13 protein-coding genes, 1 tRNA gene and 3 pseudogenes are annotated in these 15,579 nt (G+C 62.6%); 14 read left to right on the top strand and 3 right to left on the bottom strand.

The window, feature by feature from the left end:
* Both ESZ60_RS21545 and ESZ60_RS19565 read left to right on the top strand, forming a co-directional pair.
* Window positions 1–563, top strand: a pseudogene (locus ESZ60_RS21545) (transposase); the annotation flags it as partial.
* Window positions 564–856: 293 nt separating this feature from the next.
* Window positions 857–932: transfer RNA gene (locus ESZ60_RS19565), tRNA-Thr, on the top strand.
* A 350-nt stretch (window positions 933–1,282) separates the two neighbouring features.
* Here the strand turns inward: ESZ60_RS19565 and ESZ60_RS21195 are convergent.
* Window positions 1,283–1,498, bottom strand: coding sequence for an ATP-binding protein (locus tag ESZ60_RS21195; RefSeq protein ID WP_209021371.1), 216 nt, complete (start codon window positions 1,496–1,498; stop codon window positions 1,283–1,285).
* A gap of 237 nt (window positions 1,499–1,735) precedes the next feature.
* On the opposite strand from ESZ60_RS21195, the pseudogene ESZ60_RS21540 reads away from it, so the two are divergent.
* From ESZ60_RS21540 to ESZ60_RS19535, 3 genes and pseudogenes are all read left to right on the top strand, one after another.
* A pseudogene (locus ESZ60_RS21540) lies at window positions 1,736–2,920 on the top strand (IS110 family RNA-guided transposase); the annotation flags it as partial.
* Window positions 2,897–4,102 (top strand): annotated as a pseudogene (locus tag ESZ60_RS19540) (IS3 family transposase). The pseudogenes ESZ60_RS21540 and ESZ60_RS19540, both read left to right, overlap by 24 nt.
* Window positions 4,103–4,705: 603 nt before the next feature.
* A complete protein-coding gene (locus tag ESZ60_RS19535) occupies window positions 4,706–4,885 on the top strand; it encodes a hypothetical protein (RefSeq protein ID WP_134682354.1) in 180 nt (59 codons plus the stop codon).
* A 450-nt stretch (window positions 4,886–5,335) separates the two neighbouring features.
* Here the strand turns inward: ESZ60_RS19535 and ESZ60_RS19530 are convergent, their stop codons facing one another.
* Complete coding sequence (locus ESZ60_RS19530; protein WP_134682353.1) at window positions 5,336–6,046, bottom strand: GntR family transcriptional regulator; 711 nt, start codon at window positions 6,044–6,046, stop codon at window positions 5,336–5,338.
* 293 nt (window positions 6,047–6,339) lie between these two features.
* Between ESZ60_RS19530 and ESZ60_RS19525 the strand changes: the two genes are divergently transcribed.
* From ESZ60_RS19525 to ESZ60_RS19490, 8 genes are all read left to right on the top strand, one after another.
* The gene (locus ESZ60_RS19525) at window positions 6,340–7,572 is read left to right on the top strand and encodes a branched-chain amino acid ABC transporter substrate-binding protein (RefSeq protein ID WP_209021370.1); all 1,233 of its coding nucleotides are present in this window, start codon (window positions 6,340–6,342) and stop codon (window positions 7,570–7,572) included.
* A gap of 66 nt (window positions 7,573–7,638) precedes the next feature.
* Window positions 7,639–8,580, top strand: coding sequence for a branched-chain amino acid ABC transporter permease (locus tag ESZ60_RS19520; protein WP_134682352.1), 942 nt, complete (start codon window positions 7,639–7,641; stop codon window positions 8,578–8,580).
* A gap of 10 nt (window positions 8,581–8,590) precedes the next feature.
* Window positions 8,591–9,868: a branched-chain amino acid ABC transporter permease gene (locus ESZ60_RS19515; RefSeq protein ID WP_134682351.1), complete on the top strand. Its 1,278-nt coding sequence runs from the start codon at window positions 8,591–8,593 to the stop codon at window positions 9,866–9,868.
* On the top strand, window positions 9,865–10,632 hold the full coding sequence (locus ESZ60_RS19510) for an ABC transporter ATP-binding protein (RefSeq protein WP_134682350.1): 768 nt from the start codon (window positions 9,865–9,867) through the stop codon (window positions 10,630–10,632). Before ESZ60_RS19515 ends, ESZ60_RS19510 begins: the two co-directional genes overlap by 4 nt.
* Window positions 10,629–11,339 carry an ABC transporter ATP-binding protein gene (locus tag ESZ60_RS19505; protein WP_134682349.1) on the top strand — a complete coding sequence of 237 codons (711 nt, stop codon included), beginning with the start codon at window positions 10,629–10,631 and terminating at the stop codon, window positions 11,337–11,339. Before ESZ60_RS19510 ends, ESZ60_RS19505 begins: the two co-directional genes overlap by 4 nt.
* 54 nt (window positions 11,340–11,393) lie before the next feature.
* Window positions 11,394–12,164 carry an SDR family oxidoreductase gene (locus ESZ60_RS19500; RefSeq protein WP_245155789.1) on the top strand — a complete coding sequence of 257 codons (771 nt, stop codon included), beginning with the start codon at window positions 11,394–11,396 and terminating at the stop codon, window positions 12,162–12,164.
* An 18-nt stretch (window positions 12,165–12,182) separates the two neighbouring features.
* Window positions 12,183–13,118: a 3,5-dioxohexanoate:acetyl-CoA acetone transferase gene (kce, locus tag ESZ60_RS19495; RefSeq protein WP_134682347.1), complete on the top strand. Its 936-nt coding sequence runs from the start codon at window positions 12,183–12,185 to the stop codon at window positions 13,116–13,118.
* Window positions 13,119–13,143: 25 nt separating this feature from the next.
* Window positions 13,144–14,052, top strand: a complete 909-nt coding sequence (locus ESZ60_RS19490; RefSeq protein WP_134682346.1) for an SDR family NAD(P)-dependent oxidoreductase — start codon at window positions 13,144–13,146, stop codon at window positions 14,050–14,052.
* Window positions 14,053–14,126: 74 nt separating this feature from the next.
* Here the strand turns inward: ESZ60_RS19490 and ESZ60_RS19485 are convergent, their stop codons facing one another.
* Window positions 14,127–15,053, bottom strand: a complete 927-nt coding sequence (locus tag ESZ60_RS19485; protein ID WP_134682345.1) for a 3-hydroxyacyl-CoA dehydrogenase NAD-binding domain-containing protein — start codon at window positions 15,051–15,053, stop codon at window positions 14,127–14,129.
* Between the two features lie 371 nt (window positions 15,054–15,424).
* Here ESZ60_RS19485 and ESZ60_RS19480 point away from each other — a divergent pair.
* On the top strand, window positions 15,425–15,579 hold a 155-nt coding region (locus ESZ60_RS19480; RefSeq protein ID WP_134681718.1), incomplete at its 3' end, for a transposase.

Below are 15,579 nucleotides of genomic sequence, written 5' to 3'. Positions count from 1 at the left end.
CCACCGGTTCGAGCGAGCGGGCGAAGGGCATCAAGCGCGAGGGTGAAGGCGCGTGGCACGCCCGCAGCCATGGCGGCGCGAAACGGCGCGTTTGCCATGGTCGCTCGGGCCTGATCACAGAAACCCACTTCGGCGATGCCCCGGTGTGACCCGACCCGCACAAGCAGATCCCGGCGCAAGAGCAGATCGGCAGCGTCACCGCCGATGGTGCCTCCGACACCCGCACATGCCACGATGCCAGTGCTGACCGCGGTGCACAGGCTGTCAACAGTGGAGGTTAATCACCGCCGGCGCGGTCGCGGGTAACGAACCACTGCAGGCATCAAAATACTTCGGTCCGGCCCTGCGGCGACGATGGAGCGGATACCACAGCCGAGGCAGCATCGAGATATGAGGAGGCTCAGAAAACGATCCGGGGGATCGTTTTACCGAGGACTGGATGCACTGTCTGAAACTGCTGGGACAGCGCCTCAAGGCACGAGACTCCGACCGAAAGGTTGGTCCGTATCGCCGTTCTGAACGGACACACCGTGCTCGGCCTCCCCGTCACAGAGGCCGTGGGAGCGATCCGTCCGCGACAAGGGGAACCCCCGCCATCAGCCCTATTGGACAACAGACTCGGCAAGGATCGACAGGACCACCGAGACAGCCGCATTGGGAAAATCGGGCCAGTTGAGGATCACGCGAAATGTCAGTTTTGCACCGATTCCCCGCCAAGGCCACTTTCGCGACTTGACCCCTTGCGAGTGAATGCGGGGGGTGATACGGGCTTGAATCGATCAAAAGATTTTGCCTCAGTTCTTTTTTATTTAGACCCGTGGGTCAAGAAGTGAGAGGTAAGGAATCCGAAGATCACGCCCCTATAGCTCAGCTGGTAGAGCAGGAAATTTGTAATTTCAAGGTCGGGAGTTCGAGTCTCTCTGGGGGCACCATTTCGCAATAGAGTGCTGATTTATCTCGCAAACCATCGAGTGACGACGATATTTCCGGAGGGCAATGGGCCTGATTTCCCCGGAACCTGAGGCGCTTTGAAAGGGCAAGTTGTTCGTCACGGTTAGCCGAGCCCGTCAAAATCAAGCGGATCAGAAAAACGGTCATGTGGACCGTTCCCGGTTGAACGAAGCCGTTGTGGGTCATGTGGTTGGCCAATCGCCCCTGCTTTCCTCTGCGGGTTTCGGTTACCGGCCCGTTTTCCAGATCGACGACGTTGGACAAGCGTCTGCTGCTGCCAGAGTGGAGTGAGCCATCGAGAACAACTTTGGTGCGGGCCCAATGGCCCGCGCTAGTGCAAAAAGGCGATGGCGAGATGGGTCTTACGGAGTCCCGTTCCGTGGAACAGCACGACGTTGTGCTGATCCGCTACAAAGATGCCCGTCGCCAAGTCCTGGATCACGCCCACGTTCTCGGGGCGTCCTGAGATGAGCGTTGCCTGGATGCTCTCGAACCGGTGGCGATGCTCGCACTGCTCCGGAAGCGTCCGGATCACGTGCTCGACCATGCCGTTATCCGGCATGATGCGGGCGGTGCTTCTGGTCTCGGATCTGTTATCGCGATGGCATCCGGGGCTTGGGGCATCGGGAGCACGTGAGTGCGGGCAGGCCGAGCTACACCACTGGGCCGTGAGCCCGTTCCGTTATATGGTCGCCCCTGCGGCTCGCCCGGATGTGCCGAGAGCACGGATCTGTAGGTGCCGCGTGGCTGCCTGCTCCCTCCTTGCCAACAGGAGGAGGTCGCAATGCGCATCATCGGACTGGATATCCATCGCGTCTTTGCCGAGGCGGTGGCCCTTGAAGACAGAAAGGGCGACGACTTGGGCGCGTGGACATGACACGGGACAAGCTGGCGGCCTTCGCCGCCAGCCTCCGGCTGACAGACCATGTGGTCGTCGAAGCGACAGGCAACGCCGCGGCCGTCGTTGAGATCATCGCGCCTAATGTGGCAAGGGTAGCGGTCGCCAACCCGCTTCAGGTCCACCTCATCGCGCGGGCAAAGACGAAGACGGACAAGATCGACGCCCGTGTCCTGGCGCAGATCCACGTCGCCGGGTTCCTGCCCGAAGGTATGGATCCCGGATGCCGAGACGCAGTCGCGGCGTCGTCAGGTCACGCTGCGCAACCAGCTGGGGAAGAGCCGGGTGCGCCTAAAGGCCATCGTGCAGTCCATCCTTCATGCGCATCTCGCACCGCGTTGTCCGCACCTGGATCTCTTCGGGGGTAAGGGACGCGACTGGGTTCTGGCGCATGAAGTGCCGCCGTATGGACGCGCAGCGAACCTCCGGCACATTGAGGAGTATGATCGACAGACGGCGGCGCAGCGGCTGGTCGAGCAGGACAGCGCCCGTGCGGCCATGCCGGATGCGGATGTCCGGCGGCTGGTGACGATCCCGGGTGTCGACCTGGTGGTGGCGGTCGGGGTCATGGTCGCGATCGGTCGCCTGGACCGCTTCGCTTCGGCCGATCAGCGCTCAGCCTAATTAGGGCTGCATCCGAGTGTGCGGCAATCCGGCAACGGCCCAGCCTATCACGGGCTTATCACCAAGCGCGGCCGAAGCGACGCGCGTCACCTGCTGGTAGAGGCTGCCTGGCAGGCCGTGTGGAGCCCCGGGCCGCTCCGCGCCATCTACGAACGGGTCAGGGCGCGCCAAGTTGCGCATGTGGGGGCCGTCGCCGTGGCACGCAAGCTCGCCGTTCTGATCTGGGACATGCTGTCCAAGGCCGAGGAGTATGCTTGGGGCCGCCCCACGTTGCTGGCGCGCAAGATGCGTAAGCTGGAGTTGGCGGCCGGCGCGCAACCCGGGCGCGGTCAGCGCGGAATTGCTTACGATTACAACAAACTGACCTTGCCCCGTGATCCCCTGCGCTGGGAGTTAATTTACTCTCAGCGCAGGGGATCAAGGATGAGCAAGGGACCACGTCGCCGTTTCACGGCAGAGTTCAAGGAGCAGGCGGTCGGACGTCTGTCAAGATCTGGGGCCACGCAGGCCAGCGTCGCGCAGGAACTTGGTATCATCTCGTCGCAGCTGAAGGGCTGGCGGCTTGAGCTTGAGGCCGCAGGCTCCGCGGAGGCCGTTCGGCGCCAAAAGGCCGAGGCTGCGGAGTTGGCCGAGCTGCGCCGCGAGAACCGCCGCCTGAAGGAAGAGGTGGAGGTGATGCGGAAAGCGCATCGGCCTTTTTCGCGCAGTGGGCGGCGAAACCATGAGCGCGAAACTCGCCTTCATTGCCGCCCGTGCTGCCGAACACGGCATCCGTCTCATGTGTCGGCTTCTGCGTGTCAGCCCGAACTGGTTTCATGGCTGGCGCGCCGCCACCCCGAAACGGGCGGCGTGCCAGGCGGCAAGGGACGTGCTTGCCGCGAAGATCCGCTCGATCTTCGAGGGGCGCAAGCGCTGCTACGGCGTCCCACGCATTCATGCCGAACTGCGTGCTAACGGCTTGCGTATCGCGAAGAAGACGGTCGCCAAGCTCATGCACCTCGCCGCGCCCGTGTCGTGCCTCGGACGACAGATCGCCGTCATCAGTTCGGCATTGCCCCGAACCTGCTGAAGCGGAACTTCCGGGCGACGGCGCCCGACCGGATCTGGCTCGCCGATATCAGTTACGTTCCGACCGACGAAGGCTGACTTTACCTCGCGGCAGTCAAGGAGTGAGCCATCGCAGGCGCCATCGGTCCGAGCGCGATGGCGAACGCTACGATGGAAATCGTTGGCTGGTCCATGTCGGACCGGCTCAAGAGTAGCCTTGCCATCGACGCGATGCGCATGGCATTGCAGAGCCGCCGTCCCGCTCCAGGCCTGATCTGCCATTCCGATCGCGGCGTGCAATATGCCAGCGGTGACTACCGGAACTTGGTGGACGCCTGGAAAGCCCAAGCCTCGATGAGCGGCAAGGGCAACTGTCTTGATAACGCACCGATGGAAAGCTTCTTCGGCTCGCTGAAGAGCGAGTTGGTTCACCGCACCCGTTTCAGATCACGCCGCGAGGCCAGGGCCGCGCTCTTCGAATACATCGCCATCTTCTCCAATCGCCGTCGCAGGCACTCAAGCATCGGCTATCGCACGCCCGAACAAGCAAGGATCGACATGACCATCGCAATGGCCGCATAGTGAAAATCGGCCCAGTCCGGGATCACGGGGCAAGGTCAAACCTGAGCTGAGGCAGGCCAATCGTGCTGGAGCTGAGCACACCGAGCAGGCCTACTGGCGGATCATGCAGCACTGGCAGAGAACAGGGGGACATCGCCGGCATGCGGGACGGGACCTCCCCGGATAAGGCCGCATTGTGACAGAAAGGGGCTGTTCAATTACATCCGTTCGCTTCGGGCAGTGCGGTTGATGACCACTTGGTGAAGGCCGTTTCTGCTGACCAGTGCCGTGTAGTGGCGGCAGGTAAAGACCGGGCCGATGCAAGGCCGCATGCCGATGAGGCGCTTGCGCATCTGCCAGGTATTCAGCTGGAATATGGGTGTTCTTGTTGAAGCCAGCAGAAACGCCACGATCCGATAGCCGAACGAAGGAACTCCTCGATCATGGCCTTGACCGGCTCGGCCAAGCGCGGCTCTACTTTCGGTAAACCTCGGCCATGTCGGACAGGAAGGTGAGGCGACTTCGTGGGATGCCTTTCGGCCGAGCGAGCTCCTGACCTTCGTTCGACGTAATGGCCTGTCGTGCCAGCGGGTGCGTGGGTTGCGAGGCGGGGCGCAACTACGGATGAACGCTGCCGACCGCGTGGCATTCCACGATCAGTTCATCAGTTTTCGAGCTCTGGGCGTTGCGGCCCGTCTGGGGTGGAGCGAGCTTCATGCGCAGCTTGACGCAGACGGTATGCGCTCCGCAGGCGGCAGCGCGACGATCTGTTCCCGCGCCGACATCGCCCATATGTTCACCTAATTCAGCGACCCGCGCAGATTTCGCTTGATGGCACAGCGCACGCTATTGCTTGCATGCTTTCCCTTTTTTTTGAGAAAACGAAAGCAAAAGAGTGCGTAGGATCTCCTCTGCGCCCGATTCGTCGCTTTCGGAGTGGGAATGCAATCAATCGGTTAGCAAGGCTCTCGGAGATTAAGAAAAGACAAAGCATGCGAAAGAAAGCAACAGTGTGCGCATGCGTAATGAACTGATATTAAAGCAAATATCAACATGAACTGTCATGATCTGATGCGAGGCAGGTCAGATTTTGTAACCTGCACCTGCACCTGCACCCGGCCACAGCCGAGCCACGGGGCCTATCCTACGCTATCCACAGGGCGGAACTCTTCATAGCTCAGCCCACCCTCCAGCCTTCACGCAGGATGATGGCACTGTTACTGCTTTGAGTTCACCGATCGACGGGGGCGCCCGCTACCGCTGCGAGAAGCGCCTGATCGCCAGATGCGAGGATCGGATGTCGAGATTGATGGCGTGCCGCGCCGCCGCTCGATCTCGCTGGGCAACTGCGTCGATGGCGTTGCCGTGGATCCGGATGCCGGTTTTGAAGAGACGAGTGAAAAGCGCCTCGTCGCGGCGAGCAGAGGCGACAATTGGGCCGGTCCGAAGCCAGAGACTGGAGATGATATCGAGGATCTGGGGATAGCCGGCGGCGCGATACAACTCGAAATGGAACGCCTGATTTCCTGCAAGCGCGGCGTCGAAATCCTTCACGTTCAGGGCTTCGGCAATATCGTCATTGTGGCGTCGAAGGGCGTCGATCAGGGCCGGGTTCTTTGGCGCGCTTGCAGCGCGTTCAGCCGCATAGCCTTCGAGTTGCATGCGGATCCGGATATAATTCTGATGCTCGGTCGCATGATAGGGCGCCACGCGTAGGGTCCGAGGCCCTGATTGCTCGATCGCATGTTCCGCGATAAGGCGGGCGACGGCTTCGCGTACCGGCATGGCGCTGGTGCCGAGCACCTCTGCCAAGCCGCGGATCGTCACCTGCTCGCCGGGCAAGAACTCACCCCTGAGAAGGCCGAGCCGGATGCTTTGATAGACCCGCTCCTGAATCGTGGTGACATCCACCGGCACCAGCGTGCGGGCGCGAGGCGCGGTCATATCTATGGTTTTCAGGTGCATTGAGCCTCGCTCGGCTGGGTAGAAGATATCTCAAGCCGCTGCGCCGGCGTTGCCGCATGAGGATGGGCTTGGGGAGCCATTTTCATTGCATCCTATTGCGAAGTCTGGAGCCAAGGCAACGGTTCCGAGGGGAATATGACGGGTTATGATTTATGAGATCACATATATCATATCTTTACGAAGACCAACTCCTATGCTTACTGTGCGGCAAGTGCCGGAGGAGGGCGCCGCGCAATCTGCAAAGCAAGGCGGCGGATCGGCACGCAAATAGATCGTCTGGGAGGAGAACCAGCTTGAAACGATTCGCCATGATTGCGGCCACGTCCGCCGCTGCCCTGAGCGCATCCGCGCTTCACGCCGAGCCGCTGAAGATCGGAATCATCGAAAGCCTGTCGGGTGCACAGACCTCGACGGGCCGGCTTTATGCCAATGCCGTCGCCTACGGCGTCGCGCAGATCAATGCGGCCGGCGGTTTCAACGGAGAGCCGGTCGAGGTCATCGAATATGACAATGCGGGCGGCGCTCCCGATGCCGCCAACAAGTTTCGTCAGGCGGTGGCCGACGGCGTCGACATCATCTTCCAGGGCGCATCCTCGGCGATTGCTGGCCAGCTGACCGAAGATGTGCGCAAGCACAACCTGCGCAATCCCGGCAAGGAGGTCATGTTCATCAACCTTGGCGGCGAGGCGATGGAACTGACCGGCGAGAAGTGCCAGTTCTACCATTTCCGCTTCACCACCACCGCTCCGATGCGGGTGAACGCCCTGGTCGGCGCGATGAAGAAATCGGGCGATCTGGGCGAGAAAGCCTATTCGATCAACCAGAACTATTCCTGGGGACAGGACATGCAGGCGGCCGTCCAGACCGCTGCAGCCAATGGCGGCTACGAGATCGTCGGTGAAGTCCTGCATGACGTGAACAAGATCCAGGATTTCGCGCCTTTCGTTGCGCGCCTCAAATCCGCGGAACCCGATACAGTCTTCACCGGCAACTGGTCCAATGACCTTCTTCTGCTGATGAAGGCGACGGGGGATGCCGGGCTGAACGTGAAATTCGCCACTGCCTATCTGGACCAGCCGGGCAATATCGCCAATGCCGGCGCGACCTCGCTTGGCCATTACATCGCCAACAATTACGAGAACGCCGCCACGGATGGCGCATTCGCCGAGGATTACAAGAAGGCCACCGGCCACTATCCGATCTTCGTCGAAGGCCATTCCGCATTTGCCGTCGGTGCGCTGCAGCAGGCGCTTGGCACGCTCGATTTCAAGGGCGGCGACATCAACGTGACCAGCATCGCGCAGGCGCTGGAGAACACCACCTATGAAACTCCGGTCGGCCCGGTCTCGGTCCGCAAGGAAGACCACCAGACCATCCGCCCGGTGGTCGTCTCGAAGGTCGTCAAGAACGCCAAATACCCCGCTGACGGCACGGATATGGGCTTCGAAACCGTCGAGGTCATTCCCGGCGAACAGGCGATCTACCCGGTGCAGGACAGCTGCAAAATGCAGCGCCCGGATAGCTGATATTCGCGCCTTGGGCCGGTGGTCTCCGCCGGCCCATCCCGTCTCCTTGCTGCAATCGGAACTCCCATGGAATTCGCGATCATCTCCGCGCTGAACGGAGTGACCTATGGACTATTGCTGTTCATGGTCTCGGCCGGCCTCACGCTCATCTTCGGCATGATGGGAGTCCTGAACTTCGCCCATGCCTCGTTCTACATGCTGGGTGCCTATGTCGCCTATGCCGTGTCCTCGATCTTCGGCTTCTGGACCGGGGTCATCGTGGCACCCATCGTCACCGGCCTCATCGGCATGGCGGTCGAGCGTTTCCTGCTGCCGAAAGTCCACAAGCATGGCCATGCCCATGAATTGCTGCTGACCTTTGGCCTTGCACTGATCATCGAGGAGCTCGTCAAGCTGTTCTTCGGCGACTTCCCGGTGAACTACCAGATGCCGGCGTCGCTGCGCTTCTCGGCGTTCCACATCTTTGGCGCGGATTACCCCTTCTATCGGCTGTTCATCGGCGGCGTGGCCGTGGTCATGTTCACGGCGCTCTGGCTGCTCTTGACGCGGACCCGCACGGGCATCGTCGTGCGCGCGGCGGAACGGCTGCCGGCAATGGCCGAGGCTCTGGGTCACAATATCCCGATGGTCTTCATGTTCGTCTTCGGCACTGGTGCGGCGCTTGCGGGTCTTGCCGGCGCGGTGGCGGGGGCCTTCTATCCGACCAATCCGAACATGGGCCTTGAACTGGGCGTGATCGTCTTCGTGGTCGTCGTGGTCGGCGGGCTTGGCTCGCTGAAGGGCTCGCTGCTGGCGTCGCTGCTCATCGGGCTGTTCTCGTCCTTCGCAGTCGGGCTCGACTGGTCGCTGGCGAAGCTGCTGGGCCTTGTCGGGTTGGGAGAATGGGCGCGCTCGATCGGCGGGCTGATGACGCTGGAGCTCTCCTCGGTCAGCGCCACCATTCCCTTTGCCCTGATGCTGATCGTCCTGCTGGTGCGTCCTGCCGGCCTGATGGGGGAGCGCAACTGAAATGACGAACATGCGAAATCTCATTCTTGGGGCCGTTTTTCTGGTCCTGCTGATCGCGGTGCCGCCCCTGCTGGATCTGGCCTGGCAGAACGCGCTGGTGAACATCCTGATCGCGAGCCTGTTCGCGCTCGCCTTCAACCTTCTCATCGGGCAGGCCGGGCTGCTGTCCTTTGGGCACGCGGCCTATTTCGGGATCGGCGCCTTCGCGGCGCTGCATCTGATGATCGCGGTCGAGAACGGCCTGCCTTTCCCGACCCCGCTTCTGCCGCTGGCCGGAGCCGCGGCGGGGCTCACCGTCGGGCTGATCGCGGGCTACTTCGCGACCATGCGCTCGGGCGTGTATTTCGCGCTCGTGACGCTTGCGATCGCCGAGCTTTTCCATTCCCTCGCGCCGCGCCTCGAAGGGATGTTCGGCGGCGAGGCGGGCATCGCTTCGATGCGGATGCCTTGGGCGAGCTTCACCTTTGGTTCGATGCTCAGCGTCTATTATCTGGTGCTGGCATGGGTCGTGATCTGTGGCCTTGGCCTTTGGGCCTATACCCGCACGCCTTTTGGTCGTCTCACCCTTGCGCTGCGCGACAATGAGCAGCGGGTGCGTTTTCTCGGTTACAATGCCCATGCCTCGAAGGTGATCGTGTTCGCGATTTCCGCGATGGTGACGGGGATCGCGGGGTCGCTGCTGGCAATCTCGAACGAGACGGCGAACTATTCGCTCTTTGCCAGCGCGGTGTCGTCGCAGGTGGTCCTGCAGACCTTTGTCGGCGGTGCGACCGTCTTCCTTGGCCCGGTTCTCGGCGCGGCGGCCTTCGCGCTCTTCTCGTTCCTCGTCTCGGACCTCACCCGGTCCTGGGTCCTCTATCAGGGTCTGATCTTCGTTCTGGTCATGCTTTATGCCCCCAGCGGCATCGGCGGCGTGGTCGAGCATCACATCCGCAATCGCAAGAACCTCGACTGGTCGCGTCTTGCCGGACCCTATCTGCTGGCGCTGGCGGGCGGGCTGCTGATCGCGGCGGGCGTGGTTTTCCTGACCGAAAGCGCCTCGATCCTCTTTGGCGAGGAATATGCGATGGCGCGTCAGGGCGCGAATGGCGGTCTTCCGGCCTATGAACTTTTCGGCCTTATTTGGAAGCCCCTGTCATTCGTCACCTGGACCGTCCCGGCGGCCCTGCTTGCGGGCGGCGGCGTAGTTCTTATGCGCGCCCGCCGCGAGATCGGCGCGATCTGGGACAGCAAGGGACACGGCGCGCGCCCTGCGGCGAAATCCGCATCCATGGGAGGTGCAGCATGAATGCGTCCACGACAGAGCAGGCTGCCTTGCGGCTTGCAGGCGTGACCAAGTCCTTTGGCCCGATCGAGGTGCTCAAGGGCGTCAACCTTGATATCCGACGTGGCGAGCGCCATGCGGTGATCGGGCCGAACGGGGCAGGCAAATCCACGCTGTTCAACCTGATCTCGGGCATGTTCTCGCCCTCTGCGGGCGAGATAGCGCTGAACGGGCGAAGCATTGCGGGGCTCTCGCCGCATCTGATCAACCGGGCGGGGCTGTCGCGATCTTTCCAGATCACCAATATCTTCCACCGACTCAGCGTGTTCGAGAACCTGCGCATCGGCATCCTCGCGCGGCACGGCATGCGCTACGGGCTCTTCCGGCCCATCGCGCGGATGCGGCAGGTGAATGACGAGACTACCGAGGTGCTGGCGCGCGTCGGACTCGAGGCCCGCGCGCATGACCTTGCCGGTGATCTGACCTATTCCGAGCAACGCGCGCTCGAGATCGGCATGACGCTGACCACCGGGGCCGAGATCATCCTGCTGGACGAGCCGACCGCCGGCATGTCCCGCGAAGAAACGGCGCAGGCGGTGGATCTGATCCGCACGGTCACCGAGGGCAAGACGCTTCTGATGGTCGAGCATGACATGAGCGTGGTCTTCAGCCTCTGCGATCGGGTCTCGGTGCTGGTCTATGGCAGCATCCTTGCGACGGACACGCCCACGGGCATCAGCGCCAACCGCGCGGTGCAGGAAGCCTATCTCGGCGAGGAGGCAGCATGAGCCTGCTGGAAGTCAAAGGGCTGCATGCCCATTACGGCAAGAGCCATATCCTGCATGGCATCGACATGGAGGTGCCCGAAGCGGCGATCGTCTCGCTTCTTGGGCGCAACGGTTCGGGGCGATCGACCCTTCTGAAGGCCATGATGGGGCTGGTTCCACCCAGTTCGGGCAGCGTGACGCTGGCGGGACGCCCGGTTGCCGGACAGCGCCCCTTCGACATCTGCCGCCAAGGCCTTGGCTATGTCCCCGAGGAGCGTCTGGTCTTTCCCAACCTCACGGTCGAGGAAAATCTTGCCATCGGTGGACAGAAGGGCGCGCCCGGCGCGCCGCGCTGGACGCTTAAGGAGATGTTCGACTATTTCCCCCGCCTCAAGGAGCGCAGGAACATCCGCGCGGGCTACCTCTCGGGTGGCGAGCAGCAGATGCTGACCATCTGCCGCTCGCTTCTGGGCAATCCCCGCGTGCTGCTGATCGACGAGCCGACCGAGGGGCTGGCCCCGCGCATCGTCGAGGTGGTGATGGAGGTGATCCTTGATATTGGCCGCCGCGGCGTCGCCGTCGTGCTGGTCGAGCAGAAGCTGACCATCGCGCTCAAGGTCGCGCAGCAGGTCATGGTCATGGGCCATGGCGAGCTGGTTTTCCGCGGCACCCCGGAAGAACTCGATGCCGCGCCCGATGTGCGCCGCAATTGGCTTGAAGTGGCCTGAGGCCGCTTCTGCGCAGGAATTTCGATTGGACAGAAAATGAACATGATCAGGCGGATGCTTCCGCAACCGGGCCTGCGGGTCCTTGTCACCGCCGGAGCCTCGGGCATCGGGGCTGCCATCGCGCGCGGCTTCATCGAGGCCGGGGCAAAGGTTATGGTCTGCGATATCGACGAGGCGGCGCTGGTGCGCTTTGCCGCCGAACAGCCCGGGGTTCTGGCGCAGCGCGCCGATGTATCCGACGCAGCGCAGGTCGAGGCCCTGATGGAGGCCGCGGCCAAGGAACTTGGCGGGCTCGACGTGCTGGTGAATAATGCCGGCATCGCCGGGCCGACCGGCAAGATCGACGAGATCTCGCTCGATGACATCCGCCGCACGCTGGACGTGGATCTGATGGGTCAATTCCTGGTGCTGCACCATGCCGTCCGTCTGCTGCGAGACAGCGAGGCCGGCGCGATCATCAACATCGCCTCGGTGGCGGGGCGTCTTGGTTATGCGCTGCGCACGCCCTATGCGGCCGCGAAATGGGGCATCGTCGGGCTGACTCAGAGCCTTGCCAAGGAAATGGGTCCCGAGGGCATCCGGGTGAACGCGATTCTGCCCGGCGTCGTCAGGGGCGCCCGCATCGAGCGCGTGATCGGCGATCGCGCCACCGCCGCCGGCGTCAGCTATGCCGAGATGGAGGAACAATATCTTTCCAACATCTCGCTGCGCCGCATGGTCGAACCCGAGGATGTGGCCGGCATGGCCTTGTTCCTGTGCTCGCCGGCCGGGGCCAATGTCTCGGGGCAGGCGATCAGCGTCTGCGGCAATGTCGAAACCATCTGAATCTCGGAGATAATCATCATGACAAAGCCCTCTCGCAAGGTGATCGTCACCTGCGCCGTCACCGGCGGCATCCACACGCCCAGCATGTCGCCGCATCTGCCGGTGACGCCCGACCAGATCGCCGAGCAGGCGATCGAAGCAGCCGAGGCCGGCGCCTCGATCCTGCATTTGCATGCCCGCAACCCCGAGGACGGCCGCCCCACGCAGGACCCCGAGGCCTTCATGCGCTTCCTGCCGCGCATCCGGCAGGCGACCAATGCCGTCCTGAACCTGACCACCGGCGGCAGCCCGACCATGGAGGTCGCCGAACGGCTGCGCCCTGCCGCCGAACTCGCGCCCGAGGTCGCCTCGCTCAACATGGGGTCGATGAACTTTGCGCTGTTCCCGATGCTGGGCCGATACGGGTCGTTCAAATATGATTGGGAACCGGCCTATCTTGAAAAAACCCGCGACGTCGTCTTCCGCAACACGTTCAAGGACATCGAATACATTCTCGAAACCTGCTCGGGCAATGGCACGCGCTTCGAGTTCGAATGCTACGACACCAGCCATCTTTACAATCTTGCGCATTTCCGGGATCGCGGGCTGGTTCAGGGACCGCTCTTCATCCAGACCGTCTTTGGCATTCTCGGCGGCATCGGCACCCATCCCGAGGATGTGGCGCATATGAAGCGGACCGCCGATCGGCTGTTCGGCGATGATTACGTCTGGTCGGTGCTCGGTGCCGGGCGTCACCAGTTGCCGATCACCACGATGGCCGCCGCGATGGGGGGCAATGTCCGTGTCGGTCTCGAGGATTCGCTTTGGGACGGGCCGGGGCAGCTTGCGCAGTCGAACGCGGCGCAGGTGCGGCGCGTCCGCAAGGTGATCGAAGGGCTGGGCCTTGAAGTCGCAACCCCCGATGACGCCCGCGCGATGCTCTCGCTGAAGGGCGGCGACCGGGTGAATTTCTGAGCCCGCGCAGCGAAAGATACGGAAAATGACAAGCGAATTCGAGGGTCAGGTGGCCATCGTCACCGGTGCGGCTACAGGGCTTGGCCGGTGCCACGCGCTGGCACTTGCCCGCGCCGGGGCGCGGGTGGTGGTCAATGACATCGCCGGACCCGATGGTGACGCGGGTGGGGCGGCGCAAGCCGTTGTCGCTGAGATCCGAGCCTCGGGCGGAGTGGCCGTGGCAGAAGGCGCCGACGTCGCCGATCATGCCCAGGTCGAGGCGATGGTGGCGCGGGTCCTTGCCCGCTGGGGGCGCATCGACATCCTCGTGAACAACGCGGGCATCCTGCGCGACCGCTCGTTCGCCAAGATGGAGATGGCGGATTTCGAGAAGGTGCTGGCCGTTCACCTGACCGGCTCGGCCAATTGCTGCCGCGCCGTCTGGGAGGTCATGCGCCAGCAGGGATATGGCCGGATCGTGCTGACCACCTCCTCCTCGGGGCTCTACGGCAATTTTGGTCAGGCGAATTATGGCGCTGCCAAGACCGGCATGATCGGGCTGATGACCACCCTTCAGGAGGAGGGCGAGAAATACGGCATCCGTGTGAATACCCTCTCGCCATTCGCCGCGACCGGGATGACGGATGGGCTGCTCTCGCCCGAGGATGCCGCGCAGCTGACTCCGGAAGCGGTTTCCCCGGCGGTGGTCTTTATGGCCTCCGGTCATGCGCCAAGAAAGACGATCATCGGGGCCGGAGCAGGCGTGTTCTCGGTCATCCATGTGGTCGAGACCGAAGGGGTCTACCTTCCGCCCGAGGGGCGCAGTCCGGATGATTTCCACGCCGCGTTCGAGCGCATGTCGGATCTGCACACCGCCCGGCAGATCAGGACGGGGTTCGATCAGGCATCGAAATTTACCGGGACCGCCAATCGGGCCCGTGCGGTATTTGCCTGACGTTTGACCAATGAGCGGGACAGGACCGGCGCACGGACGCCGGACCTGTTCCTTTTTTGGGGTAGCTAGTTTGCCTAGACGGCCCCGGCCTTCACCGCGAGGATCTGGCGCAGCCGCCTGTCGCGCTCTTCGACGATCGCATGAACCGGGCGACCCGCATAAGATTGCTCGACGGCTGCGGTGACCCTTTCCTGCAGCCCCGCATCCGGGCGGGGCGTGCCCAGCTCGGCCCAGAGCTTTTCCTGCATTGGCGCGAACATGTCCCAGAAACCCGCCATGCCCTTGTCGCCTCCGGCCAGGCGATAGGTTTGCAAGGGTCCCATCAGTGCCCATCGCGCGCCGGGTCCCTCGGTGACCGCGCGGTCAATGTCCTCGGCAGATGCGACCCCGCTTTCCAGCAGATGAATCGCCTCGCGGAAGATCGCGGCCTGAAGGCGATTGGCGACATGGCCATAGACTTCTTTCCGCAACCGGATGGTGACCTTTCCCAACCGGGCATAAAGTGCCTCGGCGCTGGCGAGGGCGATTTCGGCGGTGCGTTCCCCGCCCGACAATTCGACCAAAGGCACAAGATGCGGCGGGTTGAACGGATGTCCCAACACGATGCGCTCGGGATTGACGCAGGCGCTTTGCATGTCGCTGACCGAAATGGCGGAGGAACTGGAAGCGATCACCACATCGGCAGGGGTCGCGGCGTCGATGCGGCGCATGAGGTCAATCTTTGCGTCGACCCGCTCGATGGCGTTTTCCTGAACGAAATGCGTGCCCACGCATGCTGTTTCTAGATCGGACGAAAAGCACAATTTACCACGCCTGCCTTTGGCCTGCACCGCGTCCGGAAGCGTCGACCAAAGGCGCTCGACGGCCGCGTTCAGCTCTCCCTCGGCGCCTTCGCGGATGTCCGTTGCTGCCACGTCGATCCCATGGGCAAGGAAGAGGCAAGTCCAGCTTGCACCTATAATGCCGGTCCCGACAACCGTGACTTTCTCGATTTGTTTCATCCGCCAGCGCCTCCTCGCGCGTGATTCCTGCTATTGACCCGGCATCGGCAGATACCATCCTGCTTGAGCCGGGTTTCCGCAGCTTGGCTAGCATGCCGGCTGAGGATGTCTAAGTAGGGAAACACGCACTAGCCTAGACTGATGACGTTTCGAGGGCAGGTCATTGGGATTGGCTCGCGGCGCCGATCTTGCGCCGGTCGAACACCTTTGAGACTGCCTCTTCAACAAGGCGCTTCCAAAGGTTCCGGGACCCGCGGATCGTAAAGGAATGCCGAAACAATCGAAGGCTACCGCCCGAAAGGTGCTGACCTTCCCCCCGGAAGTTCCCTCGGTCTGATGTGGAGTCTGCCCAACCTGAAGGAGCAGACGAGATGAGGAAAAGCCGTTTCACTGAAGCGCAGATTATCGGGATGCTCAAAGAGCAGGAGGCTGGCTTGCCGACGGCTGAGCTGTGCCGCAAGCATGGGCTGAGCCCTGCGACGTTCTACAAGCTGAAGGCCAAGTATGGCGGAATGGACCTGTCCGA

Origin of the sequence: Paracoccus ravus (assembly GCF_004522175.1) — a bacterium.
Classification (GTDB): domain Bacteria; phylum Pseudomonadota; class Alphaproteobacteria; order Rhodobacterales; family Rhodobacteraceae; genus Paracoccus; species Paracoccus ravus.
This window is presented reverse-complemented; position numbering and strand designations above follow the sequence as displayed.